Below are 19,433 nucleotides of genomic sequence, written 5' to 3' on the forward strand. Positions count from 1 at the left end.
TACTGCCGTGTTTGAACTGCAAATTGCTTGGCGTTACCTATTCTCTAAAAAGAGTGTAAATGCCATCAATATTATTAACTACATCAGCATGGCAGCCATGGGTGTAGGTGCATTTGCACTTATTGTAGTTTTAAGTGTATTCAATGGGTTTGAAGGCTTAATAAAAGAATTGCACCGCGCATTTTATCCCGAAATAATTGTGGTGCCGGCAGAGGGAAAATTCTTTGAGAGCGACTCCGCTACGATGCATCTCTTGCAGAAACACCAACAAGTAAAAAGCATAGCTTCCACACTCGAAGAAAATGCCTATTTGGAATATTCAGACCGCGCTACTATTGCTACTATTAAAGGCATAAGCAACAACTATTCCCAAACCAACGAAATAAAAAACCACATCCGCAAAGGAGTGTTTCTAACCCACGAAGGCAGCCAAGAATTTGCCATTGTTGGTGCCAATATAAACACGGCATTAAATGTAAGTTTAGAAAACAGTTTAGAGCCATTAAAAATAAGTGTACCTAAAAACTCCAACGCCACTGTTTTTTTGCCCGAAGATGCTTTCAACAATGTATATGTTTTTGTATCGGGCATATTTAGCGTACAACAAGAATTCGATTCCAAATATGTATTTGTATCGTTAGAAACAGCCCGCCAACTTATTGGAGAAGAAAATGCACTATCGGCCTATGAAGTAAAGTTGAAAAGTGGCACCAATCCAAACACCTTCAAAAAAGAAATGGAAGCAGCCTTAGGCAAACAATACACCATAAAAACACGCGATGAAATAAACGAAACGCTTTACCGCGTAGTACAACTGGAACGATGGGCAGTATATGCCATCCTCACATTTATTTTAATAATTATTTCGTTCAATATCTTAGGCTCGCTTGCCATGCTCGGCATAGAAAAACAAAAAGACATATCCATCTTAAAAGCAATGGGCGCTACTGCGCTGCAAATCAAAAACATCTTTCTGCTCGAGGGTGCTTTTTCAGGCTTGTTGGGCGGCATAATTGGCGTGGCACTCGGCTTAGCTGTTTGCTTTCTACAGCAATATTTCGGCTTCATAAAACTGGCACAAGGCGGAGCTTCTTTTGTAATAGATGCCTATCCGGTAAAAGTGCTTACTACCGATGTGTTGCTTAGTTTAGCCACAGTTGCCGTTATTAGCAGTGTAGCTGCATTTATTCCGGCATACAGAGCATCGCGGCAGGCTATCAATTTTTCATCATAATTTATTCCGTCTTTCTTCGTTTTACATCTATGAAAACACTATGGATTTTACTGGCGCTATTGCCTTTCAATGCATTGCAATACTTGAATAACATTAATGGCTTTGCCCATCAATCGTATTTTAAACAGCAAGCATATTCCGACAGCAAAAAGCCCGAAGAAACGGCTGAAGCCAACCGCCTTGTAAATACCGAATCGTATGATATTCATTTAATGAATTGGTGCATTTTTAAAGCCTCTGAAGAAGTACGGAATCGCCATCATGCAAAGCAACTTCAGTTTAGCGAAGCGTTGCGCAATGCCGCCATGATTCATAGCAACGAAATGGTAATTCATTCATTCTACAACCATATAAACGCTAAAAACAGCCAACTTAAAACACCGGAACAGCGCTTACATTTATTTGGAATTAGTAATGTAGAAATGGCAGAAAACGTTCACAAATTTCCTTTTGAAAACAATGGTGTTAGCTACATAAATCTAGCACGTGCCATTGTGAAAGATTTTTACGATTCGCCCAACCACCGCAAAAATTTACTGAACAAAAACTTCAACTCCATAGGTTGTGCCGCCTTATGGGAGTTTGATAAAAAGGAATCGTATTACTTTTTGAAAGTAACACAATGTTTTGCTCGACTCTGAGGCCGCCATTTCATTTATCCACCTTTTGCATAAAACTTAGGTAAAGTTTTAGCGCTATTTTTTCAATTTAGCGCCATGCAAAAAGATACAGCCATATTCAACTTAATAGAAAAAGAATTACACCGCCAACGCGAAGGTATAGAACTGATAGCTTCAGAAAACTTTACTTCCAAAGAAGTAATGCAGGCAATGGGCAGTTGCTTAACCAATAAATATGCCGAAGGTTTGCCCGGCAAACGCTATTACGGAGGTTGCCATTTTGTAGATGAAATTGAAACCCTTGCCATAGAGCGATTAAAGCAACTTTTTGGCGCAGCATGGGCAAATGTGCAGCCACACAGCGGAGCACAAGCCAATGCGGCCGTAATGCTGGCATGTATAAAACCGGGCGATACTATTATGGGTTTCAACCTATCGCACGGAGGACATTTAACACACGGTTCGCCCGTAAATTTTTCAGGTAAACTATACCGCCCCGTTTTTTACGGAGTAGAAGAAACCAGCGGAGTAATTGATATGAACAAGGTGCGCGAAACCGCACTCAAAGAAAAACCCAAACTCATTATTTGCGGAGCCAGTGCTTATTCGCGCGATTGGGATTACGCCACCTTCCGCGCCATTGCCGATGAAGTAGGAGCTCTATTGCTGGCAGATATTGCCCACCCGGCAGGTATGATAGCTGCAAAGTTGCTAAACAATCCGCTACCGCATTGCCATATAGTTACTTCTACCACACATAAAACATTGCGCGGCCCGCGTGGCGGCATCATTATGCTTGGTCAAGATTTTGAAAATCCATTTGGCGAAAAAACCCTCAAGGGTGAATTAAAAACCATGAGTGCCGTTTTAGATGGTGCCGTATTTCCCGGCACGCAAGGCGGCCCGTTGGAGCATGTAATTGCCGGAAAGGCAGTAGCCTTTGGCGAGGCACTTTCGCCTGAGTTTACTACTTACCAAAAACAAGTAGCAGCCAATGCACAAGCCTTGGCAAATGCACTGGTGGCTATGGATTACAAAATTATTTCGGGTGGTACGGTAAACCATTTAATGCTCATAGATTTGCGCAACAAAAACGTATCGGGCAAGCAAGCCGAAGGCGCATTGGTAAAAGCAGACATTACTGCCAATAAAAACATGGTGCCGTTTGACGATAAATCTCCGTTTGTAACTTCGGGCATCCGTTTGGGCACTCCGGCAATAACCACCAGAGGTTTTAAAGAAAAAGATATGGCGCAAGTTGCCAACTGGATAAACCAAATTATTACCAACATAGAAAACGAAACGGCACTTGCAACCGTAAAGGCAGAAATAAATGAGTATATGAAAGCCTTTCCGCTATACGAATAAGCGGTTATACTTTGTTGGCCTTTATAGTAAGTTCAAAACTTTTATTGGGGCGCGCAATGGGTGTGTACTGATGTGTATTTATTTTCTTAGGAAAATATATGCCGCACAGCGTATTGCTTACTCTATAAATTGAGTTTCTTTTATCGGCAGGTACGCCATCTAAAATACCAGCAATTACATCGGCTCGCATATCTTCATAGTTATTGCCGCAATCGTGCCATACAATAATTGAATTTTCATCTTTCAATAGCTTGAAAACATTGGCAGTATCGGCTTTTACGCCTTGGTAAGTGTGGTCGCCATCCACAAATATTAAATCGAAAGTTTGATTGAGTGAAGCAAAATCGAAAGTTTGCGAATTATGCCCAATTCGTTTTAGCTGCGGGAATTGCTGTAAGAAAAAGCCATCCATTTCTATCACTCTTTCATTAAAACCCATGCTGCGCATTTCGTCTTTAGATAAACTTATGGCAACTGCACTTTTACATTCCGGCACTACGTTCATTAAACTTTCGCCACGCCAACTGCCAATTTCAAGGTAATTGCAATCGGGAATTTGCCTTGCCAATTCTTTTAGTAAAAATAAATCTATGGTGTGCGAGGTGCCGTCTAAAAAGCTGTAACTGGTGATGGAAGATTGAAAATTTGGAAACAAATCGAGCAAATCTATTACCGGTAAGCCATTCTCAAATCCATGCTTTTTAACTACCGATTTGGCATGGTAGTATTCCGAAAAAGCCATCAATGATTTTAAAAATGCGGATGTATTATTCCAAACGGTGGGAATAAAATTTAGAATGGCTTCTTTTTTTCTGCTCATATTTCTTAAAAACAATTTAAAACAAACATAGAAATGATTTTTACTGCTGCTTAAAAACTTTGCAGCTACTCCACTATAGGTTCGGGAGAATTGAGCATGGCTGTTTGCTCCGGTGTAAATTTAGTAATCCAAAAATTATTGTAGCCTTCGCCAATGGTAATACCTATCAACTTTTCTTGCACCAATTCCAGCATACTCAGGAAAATAAAGATAGCATGTATGCGGTTTTCGCATTCTTCAAAAACACTTGTAAAAGGAGTTTGTGTACCTACTTTTACTTTTTCGAGCAGCACCATTTTTTCGCCTGCAATGGTGTATGGCGGTTGCTCTATGGTGTGTACTACTTTGGTTTTTTCTTTTTCGAGGCGCGTAATCACGGTTTGGAAAGCCTTCATTAAACGAAGCATGGTAAGGCTTTGCATTTCGTACTCAGTTTCAAAAAACGAAGCTATTTCTTCGGTTTCTGTGGCGGCATTTCCTCTTTTGGTAATGCTTTGGCGCTCATCTTCCATAAGCCGGAGCGCTTCGCTGGCTTCCTTAAATTTCTTATATTCTATGAGGCGGTTTACGAGTTCTTCGCGCGGGTCTATTTCTTTACCTTGTTCATCTAACTCTTTGCGCGGCAGGAGCATTTTGGCTTTTATGCGCATGAGTGTGGCTGCAACCAAAATAAATTCGCTTGCCAACTCTATATTCAAAAACTCCATGTTATGGATATACCCCAAAAAGTCTTCGGCAATTTTTGAAATGGGGATGTCGTAAATATCTAATTCATCGCGTTCGATAAAGAAGAGCAATAAATCGAACGGACCTTCAAACTGCGGCAGTTTTATTGAAAATGTTTCACTCATAATTTGGGCTGCAAAAGTATATTTTCTATTCAATCAGGTTCTGTTCTATTGCTTCAATTGGTCCCGGGCACACTTTACTATGGCAGGCTACGCAACTTTGTACTACTAGATTAAACTGCGTTTTTCTATCGCCTGAAGCTGCAGTATGATAATTAGACAGATTATTCAGCAATTGGCGGCTTAGTTCTTTATGCTCCGGTGCCAGTTTTTTTCCCTCGGTAATGGCTGCAGTATAAATTTCTGTATAGTTGGCAGGTGCCGGATTTTTCTTCTTATTGGCAACTATTGCTTTCTTTTCTTTTTGTAAGTATGCCAACATACCTTTCATAAGCGTTGCCATTGGGCTTACAGTAGTAAAACTGCAAGCTACTATTAGAATAAAAATGCCTGCCACTACTGTTGCTGTGCGTTTGCCTTTGCCATAAAACATAGGGCAAATGAAGCCAATATTCCTAAATCTTGGGTATGGGAGTTCATTTTTAGAAGATAAATTTATGTAGGTTTGCGCACGTATGAGATTACTGTTTGCAGCATGTTTGTTAGGTTTTTCGGTAAGTGCCGTGGCACAATCGAGAATACTAAACGGCACTCCGGTTCAGCCACCTGCTTTTGAATGGATGGCAGGGCTTTCGTACAGCAGCGATCCTTACGAGCATTTTTGCGGAGGCTCACTCATAAACTCGGAATGGATTGTAACGGCAGCACATTGCGTAGAAGGCGAAACTCCAAGTTCTGTGAAACTATTCTTTAAAACCTATTATTTATCGAATCCTGTTTCGGGTTATTTTTCGGTAGATATAGATACCTTTTACATACATCCCGATTTTAATGATACTACGTACGATAACGATGTAGCGCTTATTCATTTACTGTATCCAATAACATCTATTACGCCCATAAGGCTTGCCACTGTTGCCGAAACTTACCTTACCGATGCCGGAAAAGACCAAAACATAATTGGCTGGGGCAGACTTCATAAATGGAGTTTTGGAGGAAGCGACACCTTAATGGAAGCCTCTGTGCCCATTGTGGCAAGTTCTGTTTGCAATGGCAGCCAATCCTACGATGGTCAAATATCTGCCAATATGCTATGTGCCGGATTTATGGCCGGAGGCACCGATGCATGCCAAGGCGATAGCGGAGGGCCGCTCTTTACTACCGACAATAACAATGAATTAGTACTCACCGGAGTAGTAAGCTGGGGCGAAGGCTGTGGCGAAAAGAATTTTCCGGGTGTTTATACCAAGTTGCAAAACTACTACACATGGATTACCGATTTTACAGGTAGCTTAACGGCTGTGGAGCATACCGAATTGCCACTGCAAACCACTGCTTATTACGCTAATAATTGGTTGCATATTACTGCTCCGGCTGCCATAAACTCTGTTGAAGTAATAGATGCTGCCGGAAGAGTAATTGAAAAAACAACTGCTACATCCGAGCATACAATGCAGTTACCTTTTAACCACAAAAGCGGTATTTACTTTTTAAAAGTTGCTGCGGGAAATGATTTCAGCACACAAAAATTCTTTGTTCATTAAACTATAAATTATGCGTATGCGCTTTCTATTTGCTATAAGCATGCTTGTGTTTTTAAGTTGCACTGCCTTTACAAAACCAAACATTTCTGCACCCAAAAAGGATGGTGATAAAGATAAAATGTGGGTAGTAGATTCTACCAATAAAATAAGGTATATGCGCAAAGTGGTGGTGCTGAATAAGCGCGAATGGAAACCAGATAGAGCAGAACTCAATTTCCAAATTGCCGATGCCAGTTTAAAGGGTTTAAAAAAGAAAGCGCTGGAGGTGAAAGTAAAATATGGCGGAGGTTGCAGAGTACACCGTTTTCAATTGATAAAGCCTGTACAAACTTCTAAAGACACCCTGCAACTTTACCTTACGCACGAAGGAAATAACGATAATTGCAGGGCATTTGTAATGAATGAAATGACCTTTGATGTGGCAAAACTAAAACTGAAAAAGAATAAAAAAACCATATTGATAAATAACATTACCGTGCAATAGCACCTAAAGAAATGATACAAGAAAAAACAGTTGTGGAATTAAAAGCCATGATGGATAATGGCGAAGATTTTCAATTGATTGATATACGCGAAGCCTATGAGTTTGATATTTGCAACCTCAACGGCATACTTATTCCCGTAGATGAAATTGAAGAAAATATTGAAAAAATTTCGCGCGAAAAACCTGTGGTAATACACTGCCGCAGCGGCTCTCGAAGCGCGTATATTACAGAGTATTTACAAAACACCTACCACTTTACTAACCTTTACAATTTAAAAGGCGGTATTTTAGCATGGTCAAACGAAATTGATTCGTCTATAACTAAGTATTAAACCAAACTAAACATAAAAACACAAACAGCATTCAACATGAAAGATACCATTCTAATTTCCTTAAATGCACTATTGCTTATTGCCGTTGGCGTATTGTTTTACTTGCATTTTTCTACGGCAAAACCTGCTACCAAAAACACACCTGCTGCATCGGCAAGCCAAGTGCCGGTAAAAGAATCGGGCTTAATTGCTTATGTAGATTTAGATTCTTTAGAAGCCAATTATATTTTATTTAAAGAGAAAAAAATTGAATTAGAAAAACGCCAAAAAAGTATTGAAACCACTTTAACTCAAAAGGCAGCTGCATTCCAAAAAGAATTGTATGCACTGCAAGAGCGCGCAGCCACCATGACCCAAAGCGAAGGAGAAGAGGCACAAAAAAGAATGTACCAAAAACAAATGGAATTGGAAGAAATGCGCGACCGCATGACCAAGCAATTTGTAGATGAACAAGAGGCCTTTAATAAAGATTTACAAGACCGATTAGATTCTTTTTTAAGTGTGTATAATGCCGATAAACGCTATTCATTTATTTTCAGCCATATAAAAGGTGGGCCACTGTTGTTTCATGACGAAGCATACAATATTACCAACGATGTAGTAAATGGTATGAACGAACAACACACCAAAGAATCTAAGCAATAACTTAGCCCTCTCCTACTCTATGCGCAAAAAATTTGCTCTGAATCTTGCTATTCTAATTGGAGCAAATTTATTGGTAAAGCCATTTTGGATTTTTGGCATAGACCGTGTGGTGCAAAACACTTTAGGCGCTGCATCTTATGGTTTATTCTTTGCAGTTTTTAATTACTCGCTTTTGTTCAGCGTATTGCTGGATGTTGGTTTAAATAACTTCAACAATCGTGCGGTATCGAGAGTACAGGGGCGCTTACCTGAGTACTTTGGCAATTTGCTTTTACTAAAAGTTTTACTGGCAGTAGTTTACTTTTCACTCACCTTTATTGCTGCATGGTGGAATGGCTTTAATGCCGAAAAGCTACAACTGCTCAGTTTGCTGTTATGTAACCAGATACTGCTTACACTTATTTTATTTTTCCGTTCGAATTTGCAGGCGTTACAGCTGTTTAAGGCCGACAGTATTATTTCTATTACCGATAGACTGCTTTCTATTTTCTTTTGCGGCAGCATTATTTGGTGGGGCGTTACAGAGTTAAGTATTGTATCTTTTATTCTTGCACAGTCTGCCGCATTGCTTATTACTTGCGCAATTGCGGGCGGCATAGTAGCCACCCGAGCCGGATGGAATTTTAAAATATGGAGTGCAAAATTCAGGTGCAAAATTTTAAAATCTACTTTCCCGTATGCACTATTGGTTCTGTTAATGACCATTTACGCAAGAATTGATGCAGTACTCCTGGAAAGTTTATTGGGTACAAACGGAGCTTTGCAAGCAGGTATTTACGCAGCCTCGTTTAGAATTTTTGATGCTGCCAACCAATTTGGTTTTTTATTCAGCACCATACTTTTACCCATGTTTGCCGCTAACTTCAAGCAACAAAAATCTAACGAAGATTTGGTTGGTTTTGGCTTACAGGGCATCACTGTTTTTGCAGTGGGTGTTTCGGTATTGTGTGTGGTGTGGGCACCATATTTATTGCAAATTCTTTACCACCAAGCGGGTAAAGAATGGCAACAAGTATTTGTATTTACCATGTTGGCATTTATTCCTGCATCGTATATATACATTATGGGTACATTGCTCACTGCTAAAGGCGAAATTTTTACACTGTGTAAAATATCATTGGCAGCTGTGGCTTTCAACTTTACAGCCAATTACATCTTTATTCCCCAATTGGGTGCAGTAGGCAGTGCCGCAACTGCATTGGCTACCAATATATTGGTTTGCGTATTACACTTTGTTGCAGTTGTGAGCAGAACCGATATTCGTTTTTCATTAAAATTCTTAGGTAGTTTATTGGCATTTACGGCTGTAAGTTTTGCAACTTGCTATGCTTTTAGCCAAGTGGTGGCAGCATCGGTACTTGCGCTTGTTGTAAGCATGGGCATTATTGCAATACTGGCACTGCTGCTGCAAGTAGTACCCATACATGAACTACAAAAAATAATTGCAGGTTTAAATGCCCGTATAGTTAAACGGAGTAATGGCGCTTAACTCGCTCTTTACAGTTTCGCTTACTTCTAAGCTTTGAATGAATAAAGCAATGCTTTCGCGGGTAATGCCCTCGGCTCCTCTGGTTAACTCCTTTAATTTTTCGTAAGGATTCGGATAATTTTCTCTACGTAGAACCGTTTGTATGGCCTCTGCCACTACTGCCCAATTGGCTTCCAAATCGCTGTGTAACTTAGCTTCATTCAACAATAATTTGCCCAAGCCTTTTTCTATAGAAGCTATGGCAATGGCTATGTGCCCCATTGGTACGCCTACATTGCGCAAGACCGTAGAATCTGTGAGATCGCGCTGCAAACGACTAATGGGCAACTTGGCAGCAAAGTGCTCCAACAGTGCATTTGCCACGCCCAAATTGCCTTCGGCATTTTCGAAATCTATTGGATTTACTTTGTGCGGCATGGCACTGCTGCCTACTTCGTTCTTGTTTACCTTTTGCTTAAAATACTCCATACTTATGTATGTCCAAACATCGCGGCATAGGTCTATAAGAATATTGTTGATTCTCTTGAGCGCATCCATTTGTGCAGCCAAGTAATCGTAATGTTCAATTTGTGTGGTGTAAGTGCTGCGATGTAATCCCAAATCTGCATTCACAAAATTTTCGGCAAACTGTTTCCAATCTGTATTGGGGAACGCCACTTTATGTGCATTAAAATTTCCGGTAGCGCCACCAAATTTAGCTGCATTGGGTATGCGCTGCAATTCGTTTAATTGCTTTTGAATACGCTCTACAAATACCTGTATTTCTTTTCCAAGTTTGGTAGGCGAAGCCGGTTGCCCATGTGTATGTGCCAACATTGGAATGTGCTGCCAACTATCTGCCATTTGAGCCAATTGCGCTACTAATTTTTGAGTATTGGGCACTAATACTTCTGCAAAAAAATCTTTTATAGAAAGTGGAATTGCCGTATTATTTATATCCTGCGAAGTAAGCCCAAAGTGTACAAATTCTTTGTATGCCGAAAGCCCCAGTCTTTCTAACTTTTCTTTTACAAAATACTCAACTGCCTTTACATCGTGGTTGGTAATTTTTTCGGTTGCTTTTATTACTTCGGCATCTGCCAACGAAAAATTTTCGGCAATGGCAGCAATACTATCGCTATGCTTTTTCAATTCATTCAATGCGGGAATATCTGATGCCAATGCCAGCAAATAACGCACTTCTACCAACACGCGGTAGCGAATAAGTGCATATTCCGAAAAGTAGTTTGAAAGCGCTGCTGTTTTATTTCTATAACGTCCATCTATGGGAGAAACTGCAGTAAGTTCTTGTAATTGCATGGTGCAAAATTAAAAACTAAATGAAGAACCAAACTAAAATCCCGCTACCCGATTTTAAAATTTTACCGAGTAGCGGGACTTTAGCTATACGTATCTATTGCTTATCTGGCAGACACCCATTTTATGTATTTGGTTTCGTTGTTTATTGAAACTTCGGTAATGTATGTGCCCGATGCCAGTGCTTGCTCAAATTGCATTTCTATTTGGTTTAATCCCACATACACAGGCTGTTGCATATCGTAAATAAGTGCTCCACTCAAATTGAATGTTCTAACAGAAAGTACACCTTCTGCTGCTGCATTCAGCATCAATTTGGCTTGTGCACTACCTACTGTTGCAATGCTTGCCCACTCAATAGTTTTAGTATTGCCTTCTTTTACCATTGCACTTACTACTTTGGTAATTTCAAATTGTGCATCGAAATCAATTTGCTTTAAGCGATAGTAGTACACTACGTTTGCCGTAACTTTTTTATCTTCAAAAGTGTAGCTGATAGTTTCTGTTGTGTACCCGTTTCCATCTACCCAACCTATGGCTTCAAAATTTTCGCCATCGGTACTGCGTTGCACTTCAAAACCTTTGTTGTTTATTTCTGCACCTGTTGCCCATTCCAAGTTAATTTGCTTTGATGCTGCAGTTGCTTTAATGTGTAGTAATGTTACAGGTAGCGGGTTGCCGCCTCCATTTTTATTTCCTAAAGAAAAATCGCTGAAAGAATTAAAAGCGGAAGGATTGGATGTGGAGGTAATAAATCCTGCACCATTGGCGCTGCCTACACCTCCAATGCTTATCCATTTATTGGGTTGGGCCGATGTATTCTTTACAATGCGCAAGTTGGCGGCATCTTCTACATAATCGGAGCTATCGTAATACAGTGTAATTACTTGGTTGCCTTGTAAATTTGCATTAGACTTCACTTTAGTAGCAGTAACCATTCTTTCTATTTTCCAAATACGCATATCGGAAACTAGGTTGATGCTATCGGAAAGTGTTCTGTTTAAAGCTCTGGCAGATTCGTTTTTCAACAGCGCAGCGTATGTGTAACTAGTGGCTGCATTGTGGCGCACAGTTAGCTCTACCGGGCGATATACAGTATCTCTACCTATCGGGAAAGTAAGTAACCTTGTAGTAGCTGCTGCCATTTCGTAGTTTAAATGACCATCTACATAAGCATTTTTGTTTCCAATATTTGAAGTAGCATTGTTTAATAAGGTAAGAACATTCAAACTATCCGATAAAATTTTTCCGTTGGTGAGTGTAAGCAATCCGTTTACTGCTATATCCACCGGAGTATGTAGCACTACCGGATAGGCCGGATTTTTATCTATGGTTAGTCTTCTTATTGCAGGAGTAAGTGCCGGAGCGCCTACGATGGTTTGAAGAGAATCGCCTGCCATTACTACATATCCGTTTGCGCCAAATGTGCCGAATGTTATTACACCTGTGCCTGCTGTTTCTAATGTGTTTTTAAACGTTACAGCAGTATTGTAAGTTGGGTCTAATAGTCCGCCTCCTGTTCTTACAAACTTTGCATTGCCGTTGTACTCATCTTGAATAGTAGCAGCTAAATAAAGGTAAGAAGAAGACTCGTTTGTAATGATAGCACTATCATTAAATACATTGCCTCCTGTCCATGCATTGTTGCCTGTTCCATTTTTTGTAATTCTAACTACGTTGTTAAAAGTATCTCTAACAAAATTTACTTGCGGTGCTATAAAATCTATTTCTTCACCAAAACTTGAGTTGCTTACGGTAAGTATGGTAGCGCCACCCAACGATATAGTAACCGGGCCTCTTGCACCAAGTTGCTGCACTTTATTCAATAAAAAGTTAGAAGCGCTATAACCTCCTGCACCCAATAATATTCTGCATGTGCTGGAAAAAGCACTAGTACCGTTACCTCTTCCAAAGCTCACTCCGGTACCTCCGGTTGCGCTGCAATATGCGTTATCGTTAAATACAGCATTACCTCTGTAACTTACATCTATAATTGATGCAGAGCCCGAGCAATTGTTATTAAAATATACTCTTCTATTGAAAACAGACTGACCTAACCCATTTTGAAAGCGAATTAAGTTAGAGGCTCCGGTTCCTTCATTAGAAGCAATTACTACACCATTGAATTCGCAAGCTGTACTGTTTCCTTCGCAAAAACGAATTCCCGGATTGCCTGCAGCCACAACAGAGCTATTTACTGCTATCAGCGTATCGCCAAAAAATGTGGTTTTACCAATGTGGTTATTGGCCATAAACAAATATCCGGCTCCGGTATTTAATAGCACCGTTTTCTGTGCAAAAGTATCGGCATTGGTAGCTCCCATTATGAATGTGCCATTGCTGCTGTTTTTCAACAATGCAAAACCGGAAAATACATTTCCACCTGCAGAACTGTTGGAGCCGGAGCCATTCTTTTCAATAATACTTGAATCTGCAAAAGTGGCGCCATGCAGCAATAGTTGAGGAGCAGTAAAATTAGTTTTAGCATTAAAGATATTACCCGCAGCAACCGTAAAAGTGCCTAAGCCGCTCAAGGTGCTCGTTACATCACCATTAAAAGTATTTCCGCTGTTAAAGTAAAGCGAAGCTGTTCCCGATAAGTTCAACACTTGCGGTGTGTTGCCAAGCTGTGTAAAGTTTCTGATACTCACAACTCCTGCGGTAATACCAACACTTCCTGCTGCAATAGTTTTTCCTGAAGCTAATGTAATAGCTGCGGCTGTTGCTTCTCCTAAATAAATTCCGCCTGTTGCATGCGTGCAATTCAACTCAATGTTTTCATTAAAAACATTAGTTCCACTGTATGCAACTCTTACATTGCCCGCACCTGTTTTATTAAGTACTACATTGCCATTGTAGGTACTACCCGATAAGTAGTCTAAAAGAATTTCATAACCAGATGAATTGCTTACTACCACATTTCCAGCGAAAGTATTGCCATAATTAGTTCTTAAATAACCGCCTGCTGTTGGAGCCAACGAAATAGATACAAATCCATTAAACGTATTGCTGCCGTTGCTTGTATTGTTGGCTATGCCTGTTTTAGTAATCCAAGTAGAATCGCCAAAGGTAGTACCGCTCAAAAATAACTGAGGAGCTGTAATGGTGTTTTTTCCATTGAGTGTGTTTGTTGCTCCAATTGTAGCAACTCCTGTTCCTACTAAATCTACATTTACATTTCCTGCAAAATTATTTCCTTTTGCTAAGTTCAAAGAAGCATTGCCTGTAAAAGTAAAATCTTGATCGGTTGCGCTACTTTGTGTAATGTTTTGAATAAGTACTGTTCCCGCACTCACGCCACTTGGCCCCACTAAAAATTTCTTACCACTGGCAAGCGTAGCTGCAGCTCCCGTACCTTCACAGAATGCTATACTACCCAATGCCTGCGTATTGTTCAACACAATATCGCCACCAAATGTATTGGCTCCGGCATACGCAACGCGTAGATTTCCGGCTCCGGTTTTGCGTAACAACACATCTCCGGAGTAGGTGCTTGCAGAAATTAAACCAAGCAGCAATTCTTGGCCGGAAGCATTGCTTAATTCTAATGTGCCATTGTAAGTGTTACCATAGTTGGTTCTTAAAAAACCTCCGGCAGTAGCAGCAAGAGAAACTGAAGCATAACTTTGGAAGATATTGCCGCCATTGCCCGTATTAGCGCCTGCACCTGTTTTAGTTATCCATGTAGAATCGCCAAAAGTAGCACCATTTAAGAGTACTTGTGGTGCACTCACATGGCATTGTCCATTAAAGTTAGTTGTACTTCCAAGATTTATGATTCCGGTACCCGCTAAACTTATATTTACATTATTGGCAAAGGTGTTTCCCGCAAGCAGGTTCAAAGAAGCATTACCCGAAAAAGTGAAGTCTTGCAAAGTAGTCCCACTTTGGCTCATCCGTTGGATTTGCACTAAACCGCCACTCACGCCACCTGCGCCAACTATAATTCTTTTATTGCTTGCTAATGTAATGGCAGAACTTGTTCCATCACCAAAATAAATACCGCCCGATGCGTGTGTACTGTTTAGCTCTATATGTTCGTTGAACACATTTGCTCCGTTTCTTGCAATACTTATGCTGCCTGCACCTGATTTAGTAATAAACACTTTGCTATTGTAGGTACTACCAGAACTATAATCTAACTCAAGTGGTTGAGTAGAAGCATTACTCAACACTACATCACCATGATAAGTGTTTCCATTATTTATTCTTAGTTGCCCTGCCGCTGCACCCACAGATATAGCAACAAAACTATTAAAGGTATTTCCACCTGTGCTTACACTAGAACCTGCTCCCGTTTTTGAAATCCATGTAGAATCGGCAAAGGTAGCACCGTTTAGTAAAACACGAGGAGCAACAACCGTTACTTTTCCATTCAACACATCGCCATTAGAAATAGTAACAGTACCTGTGCCGATTGAAGAAAAATTGGCATTGCCATTAAACACAACCGAAGCGCCTAAAGTTAAGCTACCACCCGTTAATGCCAATGTTTGTGGTGTAGCTCCTGCTTGAGTAAATCTTTGTAAGGTAAGCGTGCCGCCTGTAAAACCACTGCCACCCACTTCTATTACTCTGCCTGCTGCCAATGTAGCATTAGCCGCAGCAGATTCGCAAAATATTATACTATTCGAAGCATGCGTATTGTTCACAATAATATCTCCATTAAAGTTTGAAGTTCCATTGAAAGCCATGCGTATAGAACCTGCAGCATGCTTATATAAGACAGTAGTACCATTATAGCTGCTTCCTAAAGTTAAATCGGGCAATACATCGGCAGTTGAATAATTTTCAATTTTTAGAGTGCCATTGAATGTGTTGTTGCCGCTTGTTCTAAAATATCCGTTTGATGTGGCTGCATTTATGAGCGATACATATCCATTAAATGTATTTCCACCCGAACCAAGATCGCCTCCGGTTCCTTTCTTCACAATAAATGAAGAATCGTTACAAGTTACGCCATTTAAAAACACACGCGGTGCTTTAAAATCGGTTATTCCGTTAAATGTAGTTGATGGTCCTAATCTTAGCGAAGCAGTCCCTGTAAGTTCAATACTTTGATTTTCTGTACCTGCTTGTGTAACTCTTTGCACCCATAAGTTACCTGAATTGAAACCTCCGCTACCAACAAAAATATGTTTTCCGGCAGCAAGCGTAGCGCCATAAGCAGCACCTTCCGAAAGAAAAATATCGCCATTTCCACTTTCGCTGCTTACATAAACATCGCCATGATAAGTAATGCTGGCTCTATAACCAAGTCTAATATCGCCCGCATTACTGCCTGCAATGGTTAAATACAAATCGTTGTTGTATTGGTTAGCAGTTGTATTCTCTAAAATAAAATAATCTTGCCCCGCATTATACAGTGAGGTAACACCATTAAAAGTCATGTTACCGTTAATTGCCATTCTTCCTGTATTAGTGATGCGCAAACTAAGTGGCGCATTAAAAACAGCATTACCTGCCATAGTTTGGTCGGTAGTTCCATTTTTAATAATGGTAGTGCTATCGTTAAAAGTGCCCCCGCTAATGGTAACATTAGAAGTAGAAGAATATACCTTACAGTTAAAAGTAGTATTGGTAAAAACAGTAGCACCGCCTTGTGCAGATACACGGCCGTTTGCTACCGTACCTGAAGTAAAAGTAGCATTGCCGTTAACTACCAAAGTTCCTCCACCCAAATCTATTGAGCCTGAAGTGATGGTGAAATTATTGAGTACCGTACCATCGTAAAGCGGAGCATTTGCCGCAGCTACAATAGTTACATTATCGCCTGCAATGGGCACACCTGCAGGAGTCCAGTTAGAAGCCGAAGCCCAACTGCTGCTACCTGCGGCAGCATTCCATGTGTAAGAAGTTTGACCTTTTGAACACAGCCCGGATATTACTAAAGCTGAAAAGATTAATAGCCGTTTTAGAATATTCCATTCTTTAACTGACTTAGCGGAGAGGAGTTTTTGTGCTAACATCATTTTGTAATTTTTATTCTTCGTTTTAGAACGAATAGTTTGTATTACGGAACGAACAGTATAATGTTTCACCTAAACAGCATAAATTCAATAGTTATTAGTAAAATCAATAAACAAGAACAATTGTTTTAGACTAAATGTTCTTATTTTGAAATCAATTGTATTCTCATCGCCAATTGATTTATAGCGCCCCTCAGCCATAGCCACCGGAAATTCAATTTGCACAACTATATTTCAGAGTAATTTTTTTTGTGCAGGTTTGCCTAATGCTGCTTACACCCGATTTTCTACAAAAAGGCGATGCCATATACATTCTCAGCACCGCCCGTTCTATTTCCGAAGAAGAAATACAGCCCGCTGTTCAACTCTTCGAAAGCTGGGGATTTAATACCATTATTGGAAAAACTATTGGTGTGGCCGAACATCAATTTGCCGGAGATGCAGCACTTCGACTAAAAGATTTTCAAACAGCAATTGCACACCCGCAAGCAAAAGCCATTTTTTGTGCCCGCGGAGGCTATGGCACGGTACAGATAATGGATAAAATTGATTTTTCACCCTTGCTAAAGCAACCTAAATGGATTATAGGTTTTAGCGATGTAACTTACCTGCATGCTCTCATCAACCAGTGCTTAGGCATAAAAACCATACATGCACTTATGGCATCTACCTTGGCAACTGCCACCGAAGAAGCCAAACACTCGCTGCACCAAGTACTTTCAGGTATAAAAACAGCCTACACTTTTCCACCGCATCCACTTAACAGGCAGGGCATTGCCGAAGCCATAGTTACCGGAGGAAACTTATCTATTTTGTATTCACTTACCGGCACACAAACCGTTATGGACAATCACAAAAAAATACTGTTTATTGAAGATTTAGACGAGTATCTATATCATATAGACCGCATGCTTTGGAACTTAAAACGCGCCAATAAAATACAGCAACTCAGCGCCTTACTGTGCGGAGGTTTTACTGAAATGAAAGACAATACCATACCGTTTGGTCAAGCAGCCGAAGAAATTATTGCAGCCCACTTGCAGCCATTTTCATTTCCAATTGCGTTTAATTTTCCTGCAGGGCATATTGCTAATAACTGCGCCCTTGTTTTGGGCAATAATTACCGCCTGAAAGTAGAAACACAACAATCGGTATTGGAAATGTGCTAAAAGCCGTTACCGTATCAACCGAACTTTTAATTCATTTGCAACATGAGCGAAAAAAAATTAGCCACCGATTCCGGCATTGAAATAAAACGTGTGTATGAACCGCAAACGCTTTTACCGGAGCAACCGGGCGAATTTCCATTTACCAGAGGCGTACACAGCGAAATGTATCGCAGCAAGCTATGGACCATGCGCCAATATGCAGGATTCTCCACTGCCGAAGCCAGCAACGAGCGCTACCACTATTTATTGAAACAAGGTGTAATGGGGTTAAGCGTGGCTTTCGACCTACCAACCCAAATTGGCTACGATAGCGACCATCCGCTTGCCGAAGGCGAAGTAGGCAAAGTGGGCGTTGCCATTTCCAGCATAGAAGATATGCGCACACTTTTCAACGGCATAAAGCTCGAAGATGTTTCAACATCTATGACCATTAACGCCTCCGGCTTTATATTGCTGGCACTCTACATTGCCGTGGCAAAAGAACAAGGTGCAGATATAAAAAAGCTAAATGGCACCATACAAAATGATATCCTGAAAGAATATGCAGCACGCGGCACATACATTTATCCTCCCAAACCCAGCATGCGCATTATTACCGATATTTTTGAATACTGCCACCGCGAAGTACCTAAATGGAATACCATTTCTATTAGCGGCTACCATATTCGCGAGGCAGGCTCCACCGCAGTACAAGAAATTGCCTTTACATTAAGCAACGGAAAAGCATATTGCCAAGCTGCCATAGAAAAAGGACTAAACATCAATAAATTTGGGCAGCGCCTCAGTTTTTTCTTTAATGCACACAACAATTTTTTTGAAGAAATTGCAAAATTCCGTGCAGCCCGCAGAATGTGGGCAAAGATTACGGCAGAACTTGGCGCCACCGAGCCGCGGGCGCAAATGCTGCGCTTTCACACACAAACAGGCGGCAGCACCCTCACCGCACAACAGCCTCAAAACAATATTGTACGCGTATCACTACAAGCCCTGGCTGCTGTACTCGGAGGCACACAATCGCTCCACACCAACGGCTACGATGAAGCCCTGAGTTTACCAACTGCCGAAGCCGCCAAATTAGCATTGCGCACCCAACAAATTATTGGTTACGAAAGTGGCGTAACCCACACCGTAGATCCATTGGCAGGCTCCCATTTTGTAGAAGCACTTACCAACGAAATTGAAGCCGAAGCCTGGAAATATATTGCCCACATTGATAAGATGGGAGGAGCCGTAAGCGCCATAGAACAAGGATTTATGCAGCAAGAAATTGCACGCGCTTCTTATGAATATCAAAAAGGAATAGAAAATGGAAGCAAAATTATTGTAGGCGTAAACAAGTTTCAAGAAGCAGAGCAAGCACACGAAAACGTGTTTAAAATAGACGATTCCATAAGAATAAAACAAAGCGAAAAGTTAGCTGCGCTAAGAGCCAACCGCCAACCGGAATTGTTTAAGCAAAGTATAGAAGCCATAGCCCAAGCCGCCAAAGACGGTTCCAACCTAATGCCACACGTAGTGCAAGCCGTAGAAAACAACTGCACACTAGGCGAAATTGCCGATACACTCCGCAATATTTTTGGAGAACATAAAGGCTAATACCACCTTACTAAAGCAC

Annotated in this window: 15 protein-coding genes; 10 read left to right on the forward strand and 5 right to left on the reverse strand. The window is 40.7% G+C overall.

The annotated features are described in order from the left end of the window. Positions 1-7: 7 nt before the first annotated feature. From KF872_04460 to KF872_04470, 3 genes are all read left to right on the forward strand, one after another. On the forward strand, positions 8-1,234 hold the full coding sequence (locus KF872_04460) for an ABC transporter permease (protein MBX2902789.1): 1,227 nt from the start codon (positions 8-10) through the stop codon (positions 1,232-1,234). 29 nt (positions 1,235-1,263) lie between these two features. Then, complete coding sequence (locus KF872_04465) at positions 1,264-1,875, forward strand: CAP domain-containing protein (protein MBX2902790.1); 612 nt, start codon at positions 1,264-1,266, stop codon at positions 1,873-1,875. Positions 1,876-1,950: 75 nt separating this feature from the next. Then, positions 1,951-3,222, forward strand: a complete 1,272-nt coding sequence (locus KF872_04470; protein ID MBX2902791.1) for a serine hydroxymethyltransferase — start codon at positions 1,951-1,953, stop codon at positions 3,220-3,222. A 4-nt stretch (positions 3,223-3,226) separates the two neighbouring features. On the opposite strand, the gene KF872_04475 is transcribed toward KF872_04470, so the two are convergent. The 3 genes from KF872_04475 to KF872_04485 all read right to left on the reverse strand — a co-directional run bounded on the left by KF872_04475 (position 3,227) and on the right by KF872_04485 (position 5,323). After that, positions 3,227-4,042, reverse strand: coding sequence for a class I SAM-dependent methyltransferase (locus KF872_04475; protein MBX2902792.1), 816 nt, complete (start codon positions 4,040-4,042; stop codon positions 3,227-3,229). 65 nt (positions 4,043-4,107) lie between these two features. Beyond that, positions 4,108-4,896 carry a segregation/condensation protein A gene (locus KF872_04480; protein MBX2902793.1) on the reverse strand — a complete coding sequence of 263 codons (789 nt, stop codon included), beginning with the start codon at positions 4,894-4,896 and terminating at the stop codon, positions 4,108-4,110. 22 nt (positions 4,897-4,918) lie between these two features. Further along, positions 4,919-5,323: a hypothetical protein gene (locus KF872_04485; GenBank protein MBX2902794.1), complete on the reverse strand. Its 405-nt coding sequence runs from the start codon at positions 5,321-5,323 to the stop codon at positions 4,919-4,921. A gap of 82 nt (positions 5,324-5,405) precedes the next feature. Here KF872_04485 and KF872_04490 point away from each other — a divergent pair, with 82 nt between their 5' ends. The 5 genes from KF872_04490 to KF872_04510 are packed head-to-tail and all read left to right on the forward strand — an operon-like array spanning position 5,406 to position 9,384. Then, on the forward strand, positions 5,406-6,434 hold the full coding sequence (locus tag KF872_04490; GenBank protein ID MBX2902795.1) for a trypsin-like serine protease: 1,029 nt from the start codon (positions 5,406-5,408) through the stop codon (positions 6,432-6,434). 16 nt (positions 6,435-6,450) lie between these two features. Continuing rightward, positions 6,451-6,918, forward strand: coding sequence for a hypothetical protein (locus KF872_04495; protein MBX2902796.1), 468 nt, complete (start codon positions 6,451-6,453; stop codon positions 6,916-6,918). Positions 6,919-6,929: 11 nt separating this feature from the next. Beyond that, positions 6,930-7,250 (forward strand): rhodanese-like domain-containing protein, encoded by a 321-nt coding sequence (locus tag KF872_04500; protein ID MBX2902797.1) that lies wholly within the window; start codon positions 6,930-6,932, stop codon positions 7,248-7,250. 36 nt (positions 7,251-7,286) lie between these two features. Next, on the forward strand, positions 7,287-7,895 hold the full coding sequence (locus tag KF872_04505) for an OmpH family outer membrane protein (protein MBX2902798.1): 609 nt from the start codon (positions 7,287-7,289) through the stop codon (positions 7,893-7,895). Positions 7,896-7,914: 19 nt separating this feature from the next. Continuing rightward, positions 7,915-9,384: an oligosaccharide flippase family protein gene (locus KF872_04510; protein ID MBX2902799.1), complete on the forward strand. Its 1,470-nt coding sequence runs from the start codon at positions 7,915-7,917 to the stop codon at positions 9,382-9,384. Here the strand turns inward: KF872_04510 and purB are convergent. Next, the gene (gene purB / locus KF872_04515) at positions 9,346-10,683 is read right to left on the reverse strand and encodes an adenylosuccinate lyase (protein MBX2902800.1); all 1,338 of its coding nucleotides are present in this window, start codon (positions 10,681-10,683) and stop codon (positions 9,346-9,348) included. The two genes, KF872_04510 and purB, sit on opposite strands and share 39 nt — an antisense overlap. Before the next feature lie 101 nt (positions 10,684-10,784). Further along, positions 10,785-16,652, reverse strand: a complete 5,868-nt coding sequence (locus KF872_04520; GenBank protein MBX2902801.1) for a hypothetical protein — start codon at positions 16,650-16,652, stop codon at positions 10,785-10,787. 248 nt (positions 16,653-16,900) lie between these two features. Between KF872_04520 and KF872_04525 the strand changes: the two genes are divergently transcribed. Together KF872_04525 and KF872_04530 are read left to right on the forward strand one after the other, a co-directional pair. Then, a complete protein-coding gene (locus tag KF872_04525) occupies positions 16,901-17,818 on the forward strand; it encodes an LD-carboxypeptidase (protein MBX2902802.1) in 918 nt (305 codons plus the stop codon). A 42-nt stretch (positions 17,819-17,860) separates the two neighbouring features. Continuing rightward, a complete protein-coding gene (locus KF872_04530) occupies positions 17,861-19,414 on the forward strand; it encodes a methylmalonyl-CoA mutase (protein ID MBX2902803.1) in 1,554 nt (517 codons plus the stop codon). Positions 19,415-19,433: the final 19 nt, after the last annotated feature.

Source organism: Chitinophagales bacterium (assembly GCA_019638515.1).
Classification (GTDB): Bacteria; Bacteroidota; Bacteroidia; order Chitinophagales; family LD1; genus UBA7692.

Bases quoted from the DNA above. Each gene is read 5' to 3' on its own strand.
- KF872_04470 (MBX2902791.1), top strand. From the start codon at position 1,951: ATGCAAAAAGATACAGCCATATTCAACTTAATAGAAAAAGAATTACAC.
- KF872_04530 (MBX2902803.1), top strand. From the start codon at position 17,861: ATGAGCGAAAAAAAATTAGCCACCGATTCCGGCATTGAAATAAAACGT.
- KF872_04495 (MBX2902796.1), top strand. From the start codon at position 6,451: ATGCGCTTTCTATTTGCTATAAGCATGCTTGTGTTTTTAAGTTGCACT.
- purB (MBX2902800.1), bottom strand. From the start codon at position 10,683: ATGCAATTACAAGAACTTACTGCAGTTTCTCCCATAGATGGACGTTAT.
- KF872_04505 (MBX2902798.1), top strand. From the start codon at position 7,287: ATGAAAGATACCATTCTAATTTCCTTAAATGCACTATTGCTTATTGCC.
- KF872_04490 (MBX2902795.1), top strand. From the start codon at position 5,406: ATGAGATTACTGTTTGCAGCATGTTTGTTAGGTTTTTCGGTAAGTGCC.
- KF872_04510 (MBX2902799.1), top strand. From the start codon at position 7,915: ATGCGCAAAAAATTTGCTCTGAATCTTGCTATTCTAATTGGAGCAAAT.
- KF872_04465 (MBX2902790.1), top strand. From the start codon at position 1,264: ATGAAAACACTATGGATTTTACTGGCGCTATTGCCTTTCAATGCATTG.
- KF872_04500 (MBX2902797.1), top strand. From the start codon at position 6,930: ATGATACAAGAAAAAACAGTTGTGGAATTAAAAGCCATGATGGATAAT.
- KF872_04475 (MBX2902792.1), bottom strand. From the start codon at position 4,042: ATGAGCAGAAAAAAAGAAGCCATTCTAAATTTTATTCCCACCGTTTGG.
- KF872_04485 (MBX2902794.1), bottom strand. From the start codon at position 5,323: ATGTTTTATGGCAAAGGCAAACGCACAGCAACAGTAGTGGCAGGCATT.
- KF872_04520 (MBX2902801.1), bottom strand. From the start codon at position 16,652: ATGATGTTAGCACAAAAACTCCTCTCCGCTAAGTCAGTTAAAGAATGG.